The sequence below is a fragment of the Geminisphaera colitermitum TAV2 genome (assembly GCF_000171235.2).
GTDB lineage: Bacteria > Verrucomicrobiota > Verrucomicrobiia > Opitutales > Opitutaceae > Geminisphaera > Geminisphaera colitermitum.
The window spans coordinates 1-19,769 of the sequence record NZ_ABEA03000021.1 but is presented as its reverse complement, the minus strand read 5'-3'; the positions used below and the strand labels follow the sequence as shown (position 1 = coordinate 19,769).

The following is a 19,769-nucleotide window of genomic DNA, read 5'->3' as shown; positions in this document are numbered from 1 at the left end:
CATCAACGGACGGCGAATCTTCACCGATTGGCCGTCCGTTTAATTGCTTAAATCAATAACCAACCAAAAAATGAGAATCAAAACTTCCCTCCTCCTCTCGGCTTTCGTGCTCGGAGCCTCCGGACTCGCCGCCCAGGCGATCGTGCAGGACCACAGCAACAAGCTCGACGTAACCTTCACCGCTGACGCGGGCGTGACGACCAAGCACGTCTTCCGTGGCATCAAGCGCTCCAACGAAGCCATCACCGCTGGCGTCAAGATGGATTTCACTGAGCAACTCATCTATGCCGGTGCCTACACCGTGCAGCCCCTCGACGGCGCAGGCATGAGCGAATGGGACGCCTACATCGGCATCACCAACAAGCTCAACGACTGGCTCAACTACGACTTCGGCTGCACCTACTACTACTACCCGAACAAGCTCAACCAGAATGGCCATGGTGACACCATCGCACAGGCCTTCGAGCCCTACTTCGGACTCGTTGCCAACATCCCGCAGGTCCCCGGTCTCGCGGCCAGCGCCTACGTTTACTTCGACCTGAACCGCAAAGCGTTCACCGGCGAAGTCTCGCTCGGCTACGCCCGCCACCTCACCGGCAAGCTCGGCATGCGCCTGAGCACCTTTATCGGCTACGTGAATGCCTCCGACATCTTCCCCGAACGAGCTGGGTCCGATGTTGACGAGGACTACTGCTACTTCGGTGCCACCGCCGAACTGCCTTACCACGTCACCGACCGTTTCACGATCACCCTCGGTGTTCAGTTCAGCGACACCAGCGGCACGAGAAACTACTCGGACGGCAACTCCCATTTCTGGGGCTTTGGCCGTGCAACGTATAACTTCTAAACAATAACACTCATTCCGGGCGCTGCTTCTTGTAATTGGAGGCAGCGCCTGTTTTTTTCTTCCCCGTGAGCAAAAAATCCTCCCGCCGTCGTGGTTGTTTCCTGCCTCTGTTGTTAATCCTGATCGTGTGCGTGCTGGCCGGCTGGCTGCTCTGGAATGCTCTGCGTCCCGTGCCCCGCTCAAGCTCAGACTCCCCGGCCACGAATACCGGAGACTTGACCTCATGGCGTGATCGTTTTTCGCGGGCGACTGACAAGGTGACAGAAATCCCTTCTATTTTCTTCCCCAAACTGGAACCCCTGTCCTCCCCCCCCCCCCCCCCAAAGCCCGTCCCGGTGGCTCCGCCCCAGCAACAAGCCGCGCCCACCCCTCGCGTGCCTGCCCAGTCTCCCGAACCCGCCCGCCGCGCCGCCACCCAGCCCTCCACGCCGCCCGCCCGCCGTGTCACGACGCCGCCTGCCACCACCACGTCTGCGCCGCCGCCGTCCGCGCCCGTTTACACGCCTCCGCCCTCCGACATGACGCCGGCTCCAACTCCTGCACCGACATTCCCCAGTTCTTCGCTTGGAGGGCAATTTTTTGTAGTCCGCGACAAGATGTCGCGTCCCACCGGTTACTACCTCGTCTGCACGCGTGATGGCGACGCCAGTGGCAACCGTTACGGATTCCGGGTGTCCGCCGCCGAGTTCAACCGTAGCACCGCCGGCATGCTCTACGACGCTCGCAACATGAGTGATTGGGAGCCCGTCAGCCGGATCGAGTGAGTGACGAAAAAAGCTAAAAACTGAAAAGCTAGAGCAGTTTCATTTAAGCTGTAGCCATTTGATACATGGTAGGGAGGCCTCTCCGAGGCCTCCGCCGTGCGTAGTGTGAAGATGCGAAACTCATAGGTGCTTGGAGCGTGGTTTCGGAGGCCTCGGAGAGGCCTCCCTACCGTTAAGATAACGGCTACAATTTTTAATAAAATGCTCTAAAAGCTGAAATTCAGAACCCATTTTAGCTTTTTAATTTTCAGTTTTTAGCTTTTCCGACCTCTGCCTCACCGCCTCGAAAAGCGTGATGATCGTGGCCATTGCCACATTGAGCGAGTCAGCCTGGCCCGCCATCGGGATGCGGACGCGCGCATCCGCCTCGGCCAGCCAGTAGTCGCTCAAGCCGTATTGTTCGCTCCCCATCACGATGGCGAGTGGACCGCGCAGGTCGCTGTCCGTGTGGAGCGTGGTGGCGGACGGCGTTGTAGCCACCGAACGGATACCGCGTTCGCGCAACCACTCGCGCACTTCGCCGCTCCCGGCCACGATCACGGGCACGGAGAACAGCACGCCGGTTGAGGCGCGCACGACGTTGGGGTTGAACAAATCCGTTACCGGGTCGCACACGATGAGCGCGTCCACGCCCGCCGCGTCGGCGCTGCGCAGGATCGTACCGAGATTGCCCGGCTTTTCGATGGCCTCCACCACGAGCAGGAACGGCGCACGCTCGGATCGGTCGGCGGCGGGGGGGGAGAGGGGGGGGGCATCCAGACGCGCGGCGAGATCGGCCAGCGAGTGCCGCCATTGCGGCGCCACGGCGAGAAGCCCGTCGGGACGTTCGCGGTAGGCGACTTTGGCGAACGCGTCTTTGGAAAGTTCGATGACTTGTGCGCCCGCCGCCGCCGCCTGGTCGATGAGCGCGGGTTCGTTTTCGCCGAGAAACCAGTCGCTGGAAAAATACAGTTCGTTGATGCGCACATTTTTTTCGAGTGCCCGGCGGATTTGCCGGTAGCCCTCGACCAGAAACACCCCGGCCTCGTCGCGCGGGCGGCGGTCACGGAGCTTCACGAGTTGTTTCACGCGTGGATTCTGGAGGCTGGTGATGCGTTCAACGGGAGACATGCGGGGAAAGGCTGAAAGCTAAATGTCCAAAAAACGTAGTCCAAAGAACAGAGAAAAAACGGAGCCTGAAAAACGGGCATTCAATCGAGGAGTGCAGTGGAGGCTGCCGCCGGAGGTGGACAGCTTGGTCCGGGACACATGCGCATCCCGGATCAGTCTTTTTCCCACAGCAGTTTTCGCAGCGGTACGTTTTAACGCTCAGGGCAGCCCAAGGGTGAAGGTGCCGGAGTCCTTGAACGAGCTGCTGAAACGTTCTCCGTATTCGACTCCCGAGTAGTTGCCGGAAGCGGTGTAGGTGCCTCCAGTGCCGGAGATGAAAACCACCTTTATCGTACCGGTCTCCTTTGCCGTGTAATTCCAGTCCGATTCGGTGGCGGTGTAGGTAAGGGTTGCTGTCGTCGGGCCGGTGCGCTTGTAGGTGTAAGTGCCCTCGTCGCCATAGCTGGTGCCGGCGAGCCGGTTCCCTGACAGGACCAGGAAGGTGTTGTCGTAGGAATAGGTCTCCCACTTGTCCTTGCGACTTCCTTGGTAAGAAATGTAAGTTCCGACGGGGAGCGAGGCCAGGGCCAGTTGGCCGGGATCGGTGGTCACGTTGACAACGGCGCTGGACGACGATACCGGGCGGTTGAGGGCGTTGTCCACTTGCACCGTGTAGGTCCCGGCATCGGCGGTGGTGACTTTTTTCAGGTCGAGCGCGGGCTTTGTCGCCTTGGCGATGGGCTGGCCGTCCTTATACCACTGATACGTGAGCTTCGCGGTGCCGGCGGCCTTGACGGCGAGCTTGCCGGACTGGCCTTCAATCAGCGCGAGACCGGCGGGTTGCTCGACGATCGAAGCCGGCTCGACAACCTTGAGCGTGGCGGCTTTGCTGGTGACTTTGCCGATGGGTTTCCCGGCGCCATTGTCTCCGTTGGTGACGAGCACCGTGTATTTGCCCGCCGTGGCCGCGCTGGCCGTCACGGTAAGCGTGGCGGAAGTCGCTCCGGGGATGTCCTTGCCGTTGAGTTTCCACTGGTAGCGGATCGGGCCGGTGCCGGTCGCCCTGGCGGTGAAGGTCACGCGCTCGCCTCCGATAGCATTGGGGCTGGAGGCGACGGGTTGCTCATCGAGCACAACAGGCACGAGCACCTTGACCTCGGCGCTGGCGCTCTTGACGCCTTCGGGGGCTACGGCGTTGAACACGCGCACGTGATACGTGCCGGCGGCGGCGCTGGAACCCTTGGCAGCCTTCACCGTGTAAGTGGCCTTGGTCGCCCCGGTGATAAACTCGCCGTCCTTGAACCATTGATACGTGAGTTTGGCGGTGCCGGTTGCCTTGACGGAAAGCTTCACGCTTTTGCCCGCGATGACCCACACGGTTTCGACAGGTTGCACGGTGATCGCGGGCCGGGTGCTGACCTTGAGCGTGGCCGCTTTGCTGGTGACCGTGCTCGCGGAGTTGCCCACAACCACGGTGTATTTGCCCGCCGTGGCCGCGCTGGCGGTCACGCCAAGCGTGGCGGAGGTCGCGCCGGGGATGTCCTTGCCGTTGAGTTTCCACTGCCAGGTGAAGGGCGCGGTGCCGCTCGCGCCGACTGTGAAGGCGACACTGCCTCCTTCGACGGCTTCCTGCGACAGCGGCTGCGTGGTGATGGCGGGCGCGGAAAACACACTGACCACGGCGGGCGCGCTGGTCGTGGTGCCGGCGGAGTTTTTCACATCAACCGTGTATCTGCCGGCTCCGGCGGTGCTGCCTTTGGTGGTTTTGACGGTGTAGCTGGCCTTGGTCGCCCCCGCGATGGCTGATCCGTCCTTGAACCATTGATACGTGAATTTCGTGGCGTTTTTACCGGTCGCCGTGGCAACGACCTTGAGCGTGACGGATTTGCCCGCAAGCAAGGCGGTGCTCGCCGCTGGTTGCACGCTGATGACGGGTTCTGTGACGTTGTCGGCGGGCGGAGGAGTGTCATCGTTGTCGCTGTTGCTGCCGTCGCGGGTGTAGATGGTGGCGTCACAAACGAAACTGCCGCCGGAAGGATCTACGACAACATATATGCCAACAGAAGCGAGGCGATTCCCAGAGAGTTGAAAGAGGATGCCTTTGTCCGCTTTGACCCATTGGTCACCCTTCTCGTCCGTGGTGATGAATTTGCCGCTCAAGGGATAGTATTTCGTATTCTCGCCGTTGTTCCATTCGTAGCCTTCGTCGGACCAATAATACTCACCATCACTGCGAGCATCCGCAAAGAAAGAATTATAACCGGAAGAGAAGCCGTAGCGGCCATTTTTGGCGGCGATCGTTGCGCCACCTTCGCTGACCCCTTCGGAGTGTTCCACAGAATAGTGGCCGTCGCTATAGTAATACCAAGAAAGAATGTCGTCGGTGGTGAAGTATTTGAATTCGGTAAAGTTGCCTGTCCAGTTGGCGGCTTTGGGCGAGGGGGGGGCGGATTTGGTGAGGACGCCAACGATGCCGTAATGATCTATGATGCGCTCATCTGCATCAACGATCACGTCGGTGAGGTTGAGTATCCAGGTGTCATTGTCGATGCGGAGGAGTTTTATATGGGAGCCGCCGTCGGAATCATTGACGTCGCAGGTCCATATCTCCATGTCGCTTCCGCGGATCAAGTGGTAGCGCGTCTCTCTCTCCAAGTAGGTGGTGGTGCCTCGTTTGGAGTTCCAACCGCAGGTGATTCTCCAAGCGGCGTCGGGGTTGCCAGTGTTGGTGATGGTGAGGGTGCTTTCCCGGCGCGTGGAGGTGTGTTCCACGTCGTCCTCAAGGGTGGTGATGGTCTCGTAGCCGGTGAAATACCACTTGCCGGCGATGTCTTGCGCGGCGAGTTGGCAGGCCCCGCCGATGAGGGCGAGGGAGAAGATGGAGGCAAACAGCAGGAGCTGTGCGAGAGCTGATGTTTTGGATGATTTCATGGTTGTTTGTTTATGTGCGGGAGGACGGAGGAATGGCGGGAAGACAAACGGGGGCAGGGGATGCGTGCGGCGAGTTCTGGGGAGGGCTGGAAACGACGGATGTGCTCGGCCAGTTCGTCGGCAAGTGAACGCTCAACGGCATCCCGCGCCTTCAGTTTTCTTATGTGAACTGCTTGGCTCGCGTATTCCTTGAAGTCTTCCAATGGATCAGGGAAATGCATTGTTGTTTCCTAATGGAAATTAGATTTCTCCAAAGGAATGCAGTCAATGTGAATTTGCCTCCAAGGAAATTTCTTTCCCAATGGGAACATGAACCGACTGCGAAACATATTCCTGCACGTGCTGGCCTCCCACCAAATGACGCAGAGCAATTTTGCGAAACAGGCCGGCGTCACACAATCGGCCATCACGAAGTTCATTCAGGGGAGCATCCCGCAGGACATGCTGTTCCGCGCGATATTCCAGACATGGCCGGAGCAGGAGACGAAACGCCAGTTGCTGCGCGCACACCTCTTCGACGAGATTGAACGGGCTGGTTTGCAACCTTCGGATTACGAACCGGCGCTCGCCAAGAATGATGACTCGCTGGAAAACGACCTCGCGATCATCGAGCAGGCCATGCGAGCCGAACCGAGTTTGCGAAATTTTATCCGGCGTACAGCGGCTATTTTTGCCAACGATGTAGCGATAAAAGGCGGCACGAGGCGCAGGTCTCGCAAATAGGTGCAAAGGGGCGCATTTCAAAAGATGGGGCGCGTTGAGTCGTTTTTTTCTCCGACCTGTCTCGCCTCTTTAGGGTTCTTCCGGGCTTTACCATTCAGCCTTTAGCCCCTCAGCCTTCAGGTTTTATTTAAGACCAAGACCAACCCGTGGCCAAAAAGAAACGATTCAACGACCAACCGTTCCCTTATCACGCCGAGATCGAGCTGGAGATTGCCACGCTCACCAATCTCGGTGTCGGACTTGGCCGCGTGCCCATCACGGCTGCCAGCACGGAAGGGGGGGGGGAGGGGGGACAAACGGGAGACTCTCAGTGGGTCGTCATGGTGCCCTTCGCGTTGCCCGGCGAACGCGTGCGCGCACGAGTGTTTCGTAACCACAAAAACTACTCGGAAGCCGATTTGCTTGCCGTGCTTGCTCCGTCACCCGACCGCGTGACCACGCCTCCCTGTCCGCTTTTCGGACGTTGCGGCGGCTGTCAGTATCAGGATTTCAATTACGCCTCCCAGCTCGTCTGGAAACGGAGGCAGGTGGGCGAATTGCTTCGTCACATGGCAGGCATCGAATCGTCGGTGTCGCCCGTCATCGGTTCGCCTCGTCAGTATGGCTACCGTTCCAAAATCACGCCGCATTTCAATCCGCGCAGGGATGCCTCCGGTGCGATGATGGCGGATATGCCCATTGGTTTTTTGCGACAGGGAACACGCTTCGATCTCCTCGACGTGCCGCGTTGCGAAATCGCCACGGATGCCATCAACGCCCGTCTGACCGAAGTGCGCGCGGAAGTGCAGACAAAAGCCGCCGCTGGCGCATACGTGCGCGGTGCCACGCTTTTGTTGCGTGATGCGTCAGGCGTGGTGACGACAAACTATGACGACATCGTCACGGAGCAGGTAGGCGACTTGCGTCTGCGTTTTCTCGCCCGCGATTTTTTCCAGAACAATCCCTTCATTTTGCCTGCGTTTACTGGCTACGTCCGTGAGCAAGCGGCGGCTGGTGGTGCGCGATTTTTGGTAGATGCGTATTGCGGGAGCGGTTTGTTCGCACTCAGCGCGGCGTCCGCTTTTGAAAAAGTTGCGGGCATTGAAATCAGCGAAAGCAGCATCGTGTTCGCCCGGAAAAACGCGGAACTCAATGGCATTTGCAACGCCACATTCCAAGCGGGCGACGCATCGGCGATTTTTGCGGGGCTGACATTTCCCGCTGCCGACACCGCTGTCATCATCGATCCGCCGCGCAAGGGCTGCGACGAATCTTTTCTGCAACAGCTTTTTGGATACGGTCCGCGGACGGTCGTTTATGTGAGTTGCGACCCGGCCACGCAGATGCGCGACCTGCGCCACTTCCTCGCCGCCGGTTACGAACTGAGCGCCGTCCAGCCCTTCGATTTGTTCCCGCAAACCCGGCACCTGGAGTGCGTCATCACCTTGCGCAATACCCGGTTGGGCCAAATCACAAAAGCACCCTTGCCTGAATCTCTTCATGACGCAACTTCAACACCATGAGCTTGGCCGAACTCCATCAATTGCCCAACACCGAAAAGCTGAGGATAATCGAGGCATTGTGGGGTGACCTTGCATCGGAGGCGGACACGATTGAGAGCCCGGACTGGCATGAGGAAGAACTGCGCAAAACCGAGGCACGTCTTTTGGCCGGGGAAGAGGAAGTGCTCGACTGGCAGGATGCGAAAGAGAAATTGCGGAGACGGTTTTCATGAACATCCGAATCCTCCGGTCTGTGTGGTGCGTCGAATACTCGATTGCCGGCGAAATCCTGCATGGATAGCCCGACGCTTGAAAGAATGAGTCTGGCAAGGCGATGACGCCCACCTGTTTTCTCTTCGACAACGGTTCTTTGCGCGCTGACGCCACCCGCGCGCTGCGCGCGCTTGCCGTCGCGCTCGAAAGCCGGATCGGCGTGCCCGTGGAGGCAGTTTCACTGCTCCATTCGACAAAAATTCCCGCCGACCAGCTTGACGGCATCCCGGCCCGGCTCCTCGAACCTGCGCTCAATGCTTTTTTCCAGCAAAGCCCTGGCGCTCACGCCGTGCTGCTGCCGCTGTTTTTTGGCCCGAGCGGCGCGGTCACCGGTTACCTGCCGGGGCGCGTCAGGGCGTTGCTCGAACGGTTTCCCGCGGCGCGTATCACACAGGCATGCTGGCTGGTGGACCCGGCGCAGCCCGATGGCGGCGCGCCCGAGATCGTCGCCATCCTCGCGGATCGCGTGCGTGCGGTGATTCACTCTGCCGGCCTCGGCCGTCCCCGCGTTTTGCTCGTCGATCATGGTTCTCCCAAGCGCAGCGTCACCGCCGTGCGCAATCTCCTCGGTGCGGCGCTCGCCCGCGAACTGGCTGGCGAGTGCGCCGGCGTCGGCGTGGCTTCGATGGAACGGCGCGAGGAGGAGCGTTATGATTTCAACGAGCCTTTGCTCGAACGCGCTCTCGTCACCGCGCCCGCCAATCAGGGAGATGTGGTCGTGGCGCTGCAATTTCTCTCCCCCGGACGTCACGCCGGGCCCGGCGGCGACATCACGCAGATTTGCCAGGCCGCCGAACGCGCAAACCACGGCTTGCGTACTCAAATAACGGATACGCTTGCTGGTGATCCGCGACTCGTCGAGGTGCTTGCCCGGCGCTTTGATGAATTACGAGTGACGAATTATGAATGACGAAAAGTGGCGCGGGCGTCCCGCCCGCTTCTGCCGAAGGTACGGTTTCCCCCGGTTTACAAGGCGGCGCTGCGCGTCGTCTGCGGGCGGGACGCCCGCGCCACTTTCCTGGCACGCATAACAGCAGATTCGTAATTATTTTTCCGGCACGATCCAGCGCAAGGTTCCCTCGCCGCCCGGTCGACGGGCCAGCACGACGGCGAGCTCTTGCGCCAGCCCGGCCAGCACCGGCGCGATCCCCCAAGGCGGATTGACCACCACCAGTCCGCAACCGCTCAACGACAGCGTCGCCGCGTCCGCCTCCGCCGCGCCCGCCACGGTTAGTTCGACGGACAGAGTGGGCGGGAGGTCCATTGCGGCCAGTTCGTCGAAAAACGCCGCCGCCTGCGCGCGTCCGGTCAACGGATACCATATCACGAACGTGCCGCCCGGCAGGCGTCGCAACCCGTCCCGCAAGGCCCCGGCAATCTGCACAAATTCGTCGCGTTCCTCAAAGGGCGGGTCGATCAGGACCAGCGCTCGTCGTTCCTGCGGCGGCAGATGTGCGCGCACGCCCGTGTACCCGTCGAGCAATTGCACGGAAACGCGCGGCGCGCCGTGAAATTCTTCCTGTAACGCCGCCGCTTCATCCGGATGTTTTTCGCACAAGGCCAGCCGGTCTTGGGGGCGGGCCAGCGCTTTCGCGATCCAAGGCGACCCCGGATAAATCTCCGGCGGGTCGCCGGCGAAGGTTTTGATGATTTGCAGGTAGTCGGCGAGCGCGGCGGAGGGGGGGGGGGGGAGGGGAGGGATTGCGCTGATTTGAAATCCTCCGTCAGGCGTCCGATTCCTTCCGGCCACTCCGGACGGCGCTCCAGCGAATCGCCGCGGGCCGCCGCCGCCAAGTGGTAGCGCCCGCGTCCGGCGTGCGTGTCGAGATAGAGGAATCCTTTTTCTTTGCGCTGGAGAAAGCGGACAAGTTGCACCAGCGCCGCGTGCTTGAACACATCGGCGAAGTTTCCCGCGTGGAATTGGTGGCGGTAATTCATCGGAGTTTTTTAACCGCGAATGGGCGCGAATGAACGCGAATAAAAACAGGATTTCCCGCAACGGCGCCACGTTCGCAACGGCCCAAGCTGAACCGTTGCGGGCGTGGCGAGCATGGCGGGAAATCCCGCATTCCGCCTGAATCGGTTTCTATTAGCGTTCATTGGCGACCATTGGCGGTTGGGTTCGGAGGTATGCGGGGGGGGGAGGATTGAGAATAAAACAACGGCCAATCCACCGAAAACGTCGATCACACCCCCACTGGCACTTTGACCACGGTTTTGTGGACAATCCCACGCCCCTCCGTCACTGCCAGCGAGGGACGGTGTGCATCGACCGGGAAAAACACGCCGACAAAACCGGTGTCGGCCAGCAGCACGCTGGCTCCGCCGCCGGTCGCACCCGCCGGAATCGGACGGAAAAACAAGACATCACGCCCCGGCGTGTGATCTTCCTCGACCTGAAGCCGGCTTGTTTCGGCGATCTCCATCAACTCCGCGCCCTGGATAATGACTTGCACGTCGATATAGGCGCGATGCGCTTCCCAGCGGCCTTCGTTGTGCGGTTTGGTCTGGTAAACCTGCTCCATGGCGAAGACGCCTTCGCCCAATTCGATGTTGGGAGTTTTCTGGCCCGGCTGGATTGCCAGGATGCGACGGTGTTCCGCCGAGCCCGGAGTCAGGCACCGCGCCACGTAATCAAGCGCGAGTGAGAAGCCGCGTGATGCGGCTAGTTGAGTGCAAACAGTGTCGAGGGATCCAAAGACGGCCATAAGTGAACACCAACTCCAACTCTGCCTCCCGCCCGCTGGCAAGTCTGCTGTCGGTCATGGCGCGGGGACGATGGTGAACTTGAAGGCGCGGGCGGGGGCGAGGTAGGCGCGGGAGAGGGCGTCGATGTCGGCTTTGGTGATCGATTCGTAGTCGCTGAGACGGGTGCGCGCCCAGTCGAGGCGACGGGGTTGCTCCTGCGCGGCGCCAAGCACGGTGTTGAGCCAGTAGCCATTGGTGCGCGCGGATTCGCGCAGGGCGGTGAGAACGGGGAGGCGGGCGCGGATGATTTCGTCGTCCGTCACGCCTTCGTCGTGGAGTTGTTGCGCGATCCTGACGACGGCGGCCTGAATGTCGGCGGCGCGTTCGGGGTCGATCGTGATCTGCGTCACGAGAAATCCATATCCCGGATACGTCTCGCTGGGCACGCTGCCGGCGGCGGGGCTGTAGGCGCCGCCGATTTGTTCGCGGACGACTTTGCGGAGTCGGTCGGTGAGGATGTCGGCGAGGAGGTTGAGGCGGCGGGTGCGGCTGACGTCGAGGGCGTCGGTGGTGGGCCAGTACAATGCGGTGATGCCTTTGGGGATGGTGGTGGGCACGGTGTAGGTTTCGGTGGCCGGGGTGGCGGGGATGGAGACGAGGCGGGCGTCGTCGAGCGCGGGGCGGGGGGCGCGCGCGGGGAGCGCTCCGAGGGTGGCGGCGACGGCGTTGATGGCGGTGTCGATGTCGAGGTCGCCGACGAGGGCGATTTCGATGGGGCCGGTGGCGAATTGGGGTGCGAGCCAGACGCGGGTTTCGGCGAGCGTGCGTTGCGCGAGTTCGGAGCGCGCGGGGAGGCCGAAGCGAGGGTCACCGCTGGCGAGGAGGCGGGCAACCGTCGTCTGAAGGGGGCCGGCGGGGCTGTGGTCGAGGCGGTTATAGAGTTGTTCGATGTTTTTTTCGGCGAGGCGCGCGGCTTCGGGGCGGTATCCGGGATCGGATACATGGGCGGCGAGGAGTTGCAGTTGCAGCACGAGGTCGGCGGGAGTGGTGGCGCCGTTGAGGATGAAGGCGTCGTCGGCGACGGAGAAGCCGACGCCGGCATTGCGTCCGGCGAGCAGGGTGCGCAGGTCGTCGGCGCTGTGCTTGCCGAGGCCGCCAGCGGTGAAGGTGAGGCTGGCATAGAGGTCGAGGCCGGGCTGGGTGCGCGGGGTTTCGAGGCGGCCGGTGCCGACGCGGGCGCGGACGAGGATTTCGTCGGCTTGGAAGTCGGTGCGTTTGAGGTTGAGGCGCACGCCGTTGGCAAAGGTGACGAGGGTGAGGTCGAGGTCGCCGATGTGACGGCGTTCGGTGACTTGCCCGGCCGGGCCGAAGTCGGTGTAGGCAAAGGCGGCGGCGGCAGTGTCGGCGGGCGCGGTGACGGGGATGGCGGCGGCTTTGGCGTAGGCGTCAAGGATGACGGCGTCATTGTCGATGTGCGTGTTGCCGGAGACAAAAACGTGCGTGCCGCCGGGTGAGGCGAAGTCGGCGCGAAGGGCGGCGAGGCAGTCATCGACCGTGAGGGCGGCGAGGGCGGGGGAATAGAGCGCGAGGTCGGCTTCGGGCGTGGTCGGGATGAGGCGGTTCACGACGGAGTCAATGAGTTCGGCGGCGCGTTCGTCGGAGCGGCGCGTGGGGGCGGTCTTTACGGATTGCTCCAGAGTGTTGAGAAAATTGGCGCGTGCTTCGCGTAATTCGTGTTCGCGGAAGCCGAACTGGAGGGCGCGGCGGAGTTCGTTTTCGCCGACGGCGAGGGCATCGGTCCAGCGGGCGGGCGTGGTGGTGAGTTGCAGCGCGGCGATGTGGAAAAAGTCGAAGTCCTCGCCGATGGATACGCTGGCGCGACTGAAGGGGGCGTTTTCCGCTTTGGCCAGGGTTTCGAGGCGGCGGTTGAGCATGGCGGTGGCGAGGAGGCGGGGGAGTTCGCGGAGGCGTTTTTGCGCGGTGTCGGGTTCGTGAGTCCAGGGGCGTAGTGTGTTGATGGATACGGTGGTGGCGCTGGCGTCGGGTTCGTGGTGGCGGGCCACGGCAGGGGTGTTGTCTTGGACGCGGGGGGGGGGGGGGGGAAGGGCTGTTGCGAGTTCGCCCATGTCGGGCGCGGGGCGGGCGGGGGCGCGGGCGGCGAGGATTGCGAGGTTTTTGTCGTTCTTGATCGCGGCGACAACAGCTTCGGGGTCGAAGTCACCGACGGCGATGAGAGCGAGGCGTTCGGGGCGATACCAGGTGTTGTAAAAATCCAGAAAATCGGCGCGGGTGGCGTTTTTGATGACGGATTCTTCGCCAATGGGGAGGCGTTTGGGGAGGAGGGTGCCGGCGAAGAGGAAATCGTAGCCGGCAATGCTGCACCGGTAGTCGGCGGAGTCGCGCGTGCGTTTCTCGGCAAGGATGACGCCGCGTTCGCGGTCAATCTCGGAGGTGTCGAGGAGCAGGCCGCCCGCGTAGTCGCCAAATACGCGCAAGCCCTCGGTCAGCGTGGCGGGCTTGGTGTCGGGGAGTTCGAGCATGTAGGCGGTGTGGTCAAACGAGGTGTAGGCGTTGGTGTCGCCGCCGAAGCCCATTCCCATGCGCTGGAAAAATTCGACGAGCGTGCCGGGCGGGTAGTGCGTGCTGCCGTTGAAGGCCATGTGTTCGAGGAAGTGCGCGAGGCCGCGTTGCGCGTCCGTTTCGTGTAGTGAGCCAGCCAATACGACGAGCCGGAGCGAGGCGCGGTCCTTGGGCTCGGTGTTGCGACGGACGAGGTAGCGCAGGCCGTTGGGCAGCGTGCCGGAGTGGATCGCTGGATCGGTCTGGAGCGAGTCGGATGCGGGGGAGAGGGCAGGGGAGGGGGGGGGGGGAGGGGGGGCGGAGGTGGCGAGGGCCGGGAGGAGGGCGGCAATGAGAAGCGTGACGAGCGGGAGCGACGGGAGGAGGGTTGCGGGATGGCGCATGGCGAAAATTCGGAAGTGAAAACAGGTCACCATGCCGGAGGTCCGTCATGATTCAACCTTCGTGGCTCAAAATTCATGATTCACTGATGTTACGCGGAGCGCCGCCCTGAGACGAGGCTGAGAGGCACCTCCAGTCGAAGCGGGCGGGACGCCCGCGCCCCGCGTAGGGGCTTCGCTTGCGAAGCCCGCGTATGCAGGACGTGGCATCGAATGGCGTCGCGGGCGTCGCAAGCGACGCCCCTACAGCGGGCGAGACGCCCGCCCACTTTTTCTGCCAATCCTCCGTCGCGTAACATCCATGATTCAAAACGAAGTTGTGATTCCGCCTTCCCTGGCTTCCTTTGCGCCTCCGACTGATGATCGACACTTCGCGCAAACCTTCCTGGCTCCGAGCCAAGCTCCCGACCGGCCCCGGCTATGCCGCCGTCCGCCAACTCGTGGACAAGACCCATCTCCACACCGTCTGCCAGAGTGCGCAGTGCCCCAATCTCGGCGAATGCTGGTCGCGCGGCACCGCCACGGTCATGATCCTTGGCAACATTTGCACGCGCTCGTGTAATTTTTGCGCGATCCAGACCGGACGTCCCACGGAGCTGGATCTCGCCGAGCCCGCCCGCGTGGCGGAGGCTGTGGCGACGATGAATCTGCGCCATTGCGTCATCACGTCCGTGGCGCGCGATGAGTTGCAGGATGGCGGAGCCTCGGTGTGGGCAGCCACGATTCGCGCGATCCGTTACCGCAATCCGCAGACGGCCATCGAGGTGCTGGTGCCCGATTTCAAGGGGCGCACGGAGCATGTGGACATGGTAATGGATGCGCGGCCCGATATTTTTAATCACAACGTGGAGACCGTGGAGCGGTTGCAACGTCCGGTGCGCGTGCAGGCGCGTTACGATCGTTCGCGCGGCGTGCTGCGTCATGCGAAGGGGCGCGGTTTCACGACCAAGACGGGCATCATGCTCGGCCTCGGCGAACGTCAGGAGGAAATTGAGCAAACGATCCGAGACATCGCCTCCGACGGCACCGACATCCTCACCATCGGCCAGTATTTGCAACCCACGCCGCAGCACTGGAAAATCGACCGCTGGGTGCACCCCGACGAGTTTGCGCATTGGAAGCAATTCGGCCTCGCCGCCGGCCTTGGCGTGGTGGAAAGCGGCGCGATGGTGCGCTCCAGTTACCACGCCGACGAGCAGTCGCATAAATACACCGGCGACGCGCATCTCAACAAGGTGAACGCCTTGGTGGACGCGACAGCGTAGTCGTTAGTGTTATGTGTGGTGGGGAGAGGTGAGGGGAGGCGAGGCGAGGGAGGAGCCTCCTCTTACTCGTGTTTTAGTTCCCGCGTCATCAGCGCCATCAACGCGTCGGATGCCGGACGCCCGCCGTAGAGGATGCGATGCACTTCGGTGAGAATCGGGGCCTCGATACCACGTTTCTGGCAAAGTTCATAAAAACTCTCCGTCGTGCGATACCCTTCGACCACGGACTTGCTCGCAGCAATCAGATCGGCGGCGCTTTGCCCTTCACCAAGCCGCTGTCCAAATGTGCGGTTGCGGCTCCATCCGCCTGTGCAGGTGGCGACGAGATCGCCAAAACCGCCCAGTCCATAAAAAGTGTCGCGTTGCGCTCCCAGTGCCACGCCCACGCGCACCATTTCGGTCAGGGCGCGGGTGAGGAGTGCGGCCTTGGCATTGTCGCCGAGCCTCAGTCCGTCGCAGCAACCGGCGGCTATGGCATAGATGTTCTTGAGGCAGCCGCCAAACTCGACGCCCGCAATGTCGGAGCCGAGATAAACGCGCAAGGTCGGCCCGCTGAGCGCAGCCTGCACGGTTTTGAGATACTCGGTGAGAGGGGGGGGGAGGGGGGGGGGGGGGGAAGCGTCGCCATCCAGCGCGGCGGGAGCGGAGGGGAGGGCGGCGGCGAACACCATCGCGGCCGGTTTGCCGCGCGCGACTTCGGCGGCGTTGGTCGGGCCGGTGAGGCTGGAGGCAATGACGCCGGGCAGCACTTCGTTGATGACTTCGCTGGGACGTTTGTGCGTGGAGAGTTCAAGTCCTTTGGCGAGGCTGACAACGAGCTTCATCTGCGTGGCAAGCCCGAGATTGGCACGGATGTTTTCACATGTTTGCCGCAGCGCCTGCGACGGACAGGCCACGACGATCACCTCTGCCTCCATGAGCACGGGCGTCAGTTCGTGCCCGATCTGGAGACTGGCCGGCAAGGGGATGCCCGGCAGGTAGTCGGCATTCTCGCGCGCAGAGGCCAGGGCCAGCGCCTGTTCAAACCGCCGCGGAACGAGCGTCACGGTGTGATTGAGTCGCGCAAGATGGATGGCAAAGGCCGTGCCCCAGGCACCGGCTCCGATGACGGCGAAATTCATAGTGTCGTGGATTGGGAATGGATGGCGGGTGGAAGATTGAGGATTGAGGTTTGATGACAAAGTAATCTCCCGCGCATGGAAACGCCAATTTGCCGAAGTCCCGGATTCCCGCGACGCGGAGTTCAGGCCGGCGCTCGCCATGCGTGGAGGACTTGGAATTTTTGTCCCATGTTGGCTGGGTGCAGGAGTTGCATGAGGGCGCTCTTGCGGGGGCTGAATCCGGAGGACTCGGCTGCATTGGCAACAAAAGTTTTTTCCAAAAACGCGACGGCATGGTGGATGAAAAACGCCTCCTGCGACTCGACGGCCACGGTGCCGGCGTCGAACGGCGGCACGGCGGCGCGCAATGCATCGGCCAGCCAGTCCCAGCACACGTGGGCGGTGAGGTCTTGCCCGCCGGGGTCGGCCAGCAAGTCGTTGTGCTGGCGGTGCGCACGATAGGCGCGGGCGGTGCCGGCGGGGTGTTCGGTGGCGAGTTCGCGCCAAGTCTTGCCGTAATCGAAGGCAATAAAGAGGCCGCTCCACGGCTGCGCGGCGATGCGGGCGGCGAGTTCGGCGGCGGCGCGCGGGGCGTCGAAAAGGTCGCCGTCAGCCGGGGCGATGTCGCTCGCAGGATCGGCGGCAGGCAACCAAGGGGCGGCGCTGGTCGGGACGGATGCGAGGCGAGTCTCGTGAAGCGTGCCGTCGGGCATGAGGGTGACGCCGAGTTCGTGCCAGGCTCCGGCATGGCGCACGAAGCGACGCACCGGTTGCGCATCAAAAAGTTCGTTGGAAAACACCACGCAAGGCCCGCCCGTTTCGGTGCTGCCGTCGGCGTCGTTCAGATCCAACAGGTCACCAACGCCAAGCGTCCGCACGCTGCGAAACGGATGCGTGGCGACGTCACGCAAAATACCCCCGCCCGGCTCCGCGCCAATCTCGACGAACGTGAAGTCCGACAACTTGACGCCGTGTTGCGCGCCGTGCCGTTGCACGAGCGATTCGGCGGCGGCGCAAACGAGTTCGCCGAAAAGCGCGCCACTGCTCGTCGCGGTGTAAAAATCAGTGCCACTGGCACGTCCGACGCGTTGCCGCGCCGCCCGATAATAACCGACGCCGGGATCGTAAAGCGCGACCTCCATGAAGTCGGCAAACGTGAGCGTGACCGCGCCTGCCTCCCCCCCCCCCCCGGCACTCGCCCGGCGGCGGAAAGCTGCGCAAAACTCAGGCGACGCCTGCGATGAAAAAGATGCGGATGTGGACATTTACAAAGACGCTTGGATGCCCAGAGTGCGACGGATGCTCAACCGGTTTCTCACCCTCGTCACAGGACTCACGCTTGGCCTCGTGCTTTCACTCAGCCTGGCGAAGTTCGGCGCGAGTTGGAAATGGTGGCCCTCGCGCGATCTCAACCGGGCAACCGACACCGTGGCCGAAGTGATGCGCGCGATAAACACCTATTACATCGACGAAAAATCCGTGGCTCCGACCGATTTGCAGGCCGCCGCGCTCAACGGACTTTTCGGCAAACTCGATCCGCATTCCCAATACATGCCCCCGGGCGACTACCAGTTGTTGCAGGAAGAGATCGACGGCGAATTTGGCGGCATCGGCGTGCAGGTGGAAGTCCAGGACGGCCATGTCGTAGTCGTGGCTCCAATACCCGGCACGCCCGGTGACCGCGCCGGCATCCTGCGCGGGGACAGGATCGTAGGCATCGGCGGCGTCAAAATCGACAGCCCGCTCATGGACAACGTTGTGCGCGGACTCCGCGGCAAACCCGGCACCACCGTGTCCATCGATTTTTTCCGTCCCTCGCAGGAACGCGAACTCACGCTCTCCATCAAACGCGAACGCATCCATGTGGACAGCGTGCGCGATGTGCAACTGCTCCCCTCCCCCCCCTCTGCGCCGGACGCGCCGCGCATCGGTTACATCCAGATCACGCAATTCGGCGACCAGACGGGCAGGGAATTTGACGCCGCCCTCGAACGTCTGCGCAAGGACGGCGCCCGCGCGCTCGTCCTCGATTTGCGCAACAATCCGGGTGGCCTGCTCGAAGCGGCGGTGGCGGTGGTCGAACCCTTTTTCAAGGGCGGCGAACTCATCGTTTCCACACGGGGCCGCACCGGGGATGACCAGCAGGAACTGCGCGCACGCAAGCGACGCGAACCGCCCCTGACCCTGCCCCTCGCCGTGCTCATCAACGGAGGCAGCGCCAGCGCCTCGGAAATCGTGACCGGCGCGCTCAAGGACACCCGCCGCGCCGTGGTGGTCGGCGAAAAGAGCTTTGGCAAAGGTTCTGTGCAGACGATCTTCAACATGCGCGGCGGTGCCGGCCTGCGCCTGACCACGGCCCGTTACTACACCCCCTCGGGAGCCACGATTCATGGCGTGGGCATCGCGCCCGACATCGAAGTGAAGATGAGCCTCGAAGAGGAAAAAGCCGTGCGCCTGGCCAAGTTTAACCCTCCCCCCCCCGGCGAGGAGCGCGTCGAGGACCGCCAACTCGCCGCCGCCGTCAAAGCGTTGGAGACATCAGAGGCATTGGGACAAAAAACTGAATAGAAATGATTCTCGCCATCGAAACCTCCTGCGACGAAACCGCCGTCGCCCTCTTTGACCCCGCCTGTGGTCTCGCGGGCGAATGGGTGCACAGTCAGATCGCGTTGCACGAAAAACACGGCGGCGTGGTGCCCGACCTCGCCACACGCGAACACCTGCGCACCGTGGCCCCGTTGTTGGAGCGTGCGCGTCAAACCGTCCCCTTCGAACACGTTTCCCGCGTCGCCGTGACGCACGGCCCCGGCCTCGCCGGTTGCCTGGCGATTGGCGTCGCCGCCGCCAAGTCGCTTGCCCTCGCCCTGCGCGTGCCGCTCACCGGAGTCAATCACCTGCGCGGCCACGTTTTCTCCCCCTTCATCACGCTGCATTCGGAGGCTCCGGCTGAGTTCGACGCCCGCCTGTCCGCCTTGCTGCCGCACCTCGCGCTTGTCGTTTCCGGCGGCAACACCCTGCTCGCCGAAGTCGATGCGCAACGGCGCATCCGCGTCCTGTCCACCACGCGTGACGACGCCGCGGGCGAGGCGCTCGACAAGGGCGCCAAGCTCCTTGCCCTCGGCTACCCCGGCGGCCCCTTGATCGAAAAACGCGCCGCAAAAGGCCGGGCCGACGCCTTTGATTTTCCCCGCGGCATCGGGGCGCGCGCCGAGTTGGATTTCAGTTTTTCCGGCCTCAAGACGAGCCTGCGCTATCAACTCGAAAAAATGACTCCCGCCGAGATCGAGGCCCGGATGGACGACCTTTGCGCCAGCTACCAGCAGGCTGTCGTCGATGCTCTCGCGCGCAAGGCCGCGCTCGCCCTCGACCGCGGCACACCGCACGGCGCATACCGGAGCGCCGGCCTCTCCGGCGGCGTGGCCAACAACCAGACGCTGCGCGCCGCGCTCGCCCGCGTTGTATCGCTTCGGCGGATACCGCTGCTCGCCGCCCTTCCCCGGCACACCGGCGACAATGCCGGCATGATCGCCTTTGCCGCTTGGGCCGACCCGTCCGCCCAACCCGCCGACACCGCCGCCGATCTGGCCATCGCCCCTGGATTGGAACTCGCATAACTGCTGTTACGCAGGAGTCGCAGGGAGCGGCGGC

General features: G+C 62.7%; 18 protein-coding genes. 10 read left to right on the top strand and 8 right to left on the bottom strand.

Translation table 11 applies throughout. The annotated features are described in order from the left end of the window. Positions 1-70: 70 nt before the first annotated feature. The gene (locus OBACDRAFT_RS03300; protein WP_043582732.1) at positions 71-847 is read left to right on the top strand and encodes a TorF family putative porin; all 777 of its coding nucleotides are present in this window, start codon (positions 71-73) and stop codon (positions 845-847) included. Positions 848-912: 65 nt separating this feature from the next. Continuing rightward, on the top strand, positions 913-1,611 hold the full coding sequence (locus OBACDRAFT_RS29240; protein ID WP_232766598.1) for a hypothetical protein: 699 nt from the start codon (positions 913-915) through the stop codon (positions 1,609-1,611). Positions 1,612-1,851: 240 nt separating this feature from the next. On the opposite strand, the gene OBACDRAFT_RS03290 is transcribed toward OBACDRAFT_RS29240, so the two are convergent. The 3 genes from OBACDRAFT_RS03290 to OBACDRAFT_RS03280 form a co-directional block, all read right to left on the bottom strand. Beyond that, positions 1,852-2,721, bottom strand: coding sequence for a TrmH family RNA methyltransferase (locus OBACDRAFT_RS03290; RefSeq protein ID WP_043582730.1), 870 nt, complete (start codon positions 2,719-2,721; stop codon positions 1,852-1,854). A gap of 198 nt (positions 2,722-2,919) precedes the next feature. Beyond that, complete coding sequence (locus tag OBACDRAFT_RS24905; protein WP_052360985.1) at positions 2,920-5,631, bottom strand: immunoglobulin domain-containing protein; 2,712 nt, start codon at positions 5,629-5,631, stop codon at positions 2,920-2,922. Beyond that, positions 5,628-5,852 carry a hypothetical protein gene (locus tag OBACDRAFT_RS03280; protein ID WP_043582729.1) on the bottom strand — a complete coding sequence of 75 codons (225 nt, stop codon included), beginning with the start codon at positions 5,850-5,852 and terminating at the stop codon, positions 5,628-5,630. Before OBACDRAFT_RS03280 ends, OBACDRAFT_RS24905 begins: the two co-directional genes overlap by 4 nt. 88 nt (positions 5,853-5,940) lie before the next feature. Between OBACDRAFT_RS03280 and OBACDRAFT_RS03275 the strand changes: the two genes are divergently transcribed. From OBACDRAFT_RS03275 to OBACDRAFT_RS03260, 4 genes are all read left to right on the top strand, one after another. Then, entirely contained in the window at positions 5,941-6,354 is a 414-nt protein-coding gene (locus tag OBACDRAFT_RS03275) for a hypothetical protein (protein WP_043582727.1), read from the top strand. A gap of 146 nt (positions 6,355-6,500) precedes the next feature. After that, positions 6,501-7,856, top strand: a complete 1,356-nt coding sequence (locus OBACDRAFT_RS03270) for a class I SAM-dependent RNA methyltransferase (protein WP_052360983.1) — start codon at positions 6,501-6,503, stop codon at positions 7,854-7,856. Next, on the top strand, positions 7,853-8,068 hold the full coding sequence (locus tag OBACDRAFT_RS03265) for an addiction module protein (protein ID WP_052360981.1): 216 nt from the start codon (positions 7,853-7,855) through the stop codon (positions 8,066-8,068). The genes OBACDRAFT_RS03270 and OBACDRAFT_RS03265 overlap by 4 nt, the downstream gene beginning before the upstream one ends. Before the next feature lie 101 nt (positions 8,069-8,169). Continuing rightward, positions 8,170-9,018 (top strand): sirohydrochlorin chelatase, encoded by an 849-nt coding sequence (locus OBACDRAFT_RS03260; RefSeq protein WP_043582725.1) that lies wholly within the window; start codon positions 8,170-8,172, stop codon positions 9,016-9,018. A 135-nt stretch (positions 9,019-9,153) separates the two neighbouring features. Here the strand turns inward: OBACDRAFT_RS03260 and rlmJ are convergent, their stop codons facing one another. After that, the gene (gene rlmJ / locus OBACDRAFT_RS03255) at positions 9,154-9,858 is read right to left on the bottom strand and encodes a 23S rRNA (adenine(2030)-N(6))-methyltransferase RlmJ (protein WP_052360980.1); all 705 of its coding nucleotides are present in this window, start codon (positions 9,856-9,858) and stop codon (positions 9,154-9,156) included. Positions 9,859-9,923: 65 nt separating this feature from the next. Between rlmJ and OBACDRAFT_RS29235 the strand changes: the two genes are divergently transcribed. Next, positions 9,924-10,079 carry a hypothetical protein gene (locus OBACDRAFT_RS29235; RefSeq protein WP_232766597.1) on the top strand — a complete coding sequence of 52 codons (156 nt, stop codon included), beginning with the start codon at positions 9,924-9,926 and terminating at the stop codon, positions 10,077-10,079. Between the two features lie 215 nt (positions 10,080-10,294). On the opposite strand, the gene OBACDRAFT_RS03250 is transcribed toward OBACDRAFT_RS29235, so the two are convergent. Together OBACDRAFT_RS03250 and OBACDRAFT_RS03245 are read right to left on the bottom strand one after the other, a co-directional pair. Further along, a complete protein-coding gene (locus OBACDRAFT_RS03250) occupies positions 10,295-10,816 on the bottom strand; it encodes a NanQ anomerase/TabA/YiaL family protein (RefSeq protein WP_052360979.1) in 522 nt (173 codons plus the stop codon). Between the two features lie 54 nt (positions 10,817-10,870). Then, the gene (locus OBACDRAFT_RS03245; RefSeq protein ID WP_052360978.1) at positions 10,871-13,759 is read right to left on the bottom strand and encodes a M16 family metallopeptidase; all 2,889 of its coding nucleotides are present in this window, start codon (positions 13,757-13,759) and stop codon (positions 10,871-10,873) included. Between the two features lie 356 nt (positions 13,760-14,115). Between OBACDRAFT_RS03245 and lipA the strand changes: the two genes are divergently transcribed. Then, complete coding sequence (lipA, locus tag OBACDRAFT_RS03240; protein WP_043582722.1) at positions 14,116-15,021, top strand: lipoyl synthase; 906 nt, start codon at positions 14,116-14,118, stop codon at positions 15,019-15,021. A gap of 62 nt (positions 15,022-15,083) precedes the next feature. On the opposite strand, the gene OBACDRAFT_RS03235 is transcribed toward lipA, so the two are convergent. Further along, positions 15,084-16,142 (bottom strand): NAD(P)H-dependent glycerol-3-phosphate dehydrogenase, encoded by a 1,059-nt coding sequence (locus OBACDRAFT_RS03235; protein ID WP_043582720.1) that lies wholly within the window; start codon positions 16,140-16,142, stop codon positions 15,084-15,086. A 122-nt stretch (positions 16,143-16,264) separates the two neighbouring features. Next, entirely contained in the window at positions 16,265-17,263 is a 999-nt protein-coding gene (locus tag OBACDRAFT_RS03230) for an SAM-dependent methyltransferase (protein ID WP_232766596.1), read from the bottom strand. Here OBACDRAFT_RS03230 and OBACDRAFT_RS03225 point away from each other — a divergent pair. Beyond that, complete coding sequence (locus tag OBACDRAFT_RS03225; protein WP_232766594.1) at positions 17,262-18,689, top strand: S41 family peptidase; 1,428 nt, start codon at positions 17,262-17,264, stop codon at positions 18,687-18,689. The two genes, OBACDRAFT_RS03230 and OBACDRAFT_RS03225, sit on opposite strands and share 2 nt — an antisense overlap. Before the next feature lie 2 nt (positions 18,690-18,691). Next, positions 18,692-19,735, top strand: coding sequence for a tRNA (adenosine(37)-N6)-threonylcarbamoyltransferase complex transferase subunit TsaD (gene tsaD / locus OBACDRAFT_RS03220; RefSeq protein ID WP_043582716.1), 1,044 nt, complete (start codon positions 18,692-18,694; stop codon positions 19,733-19,735). The last annotated feature ends 34 nt before the right edge of the window (positions 19,736-19,769 follow it).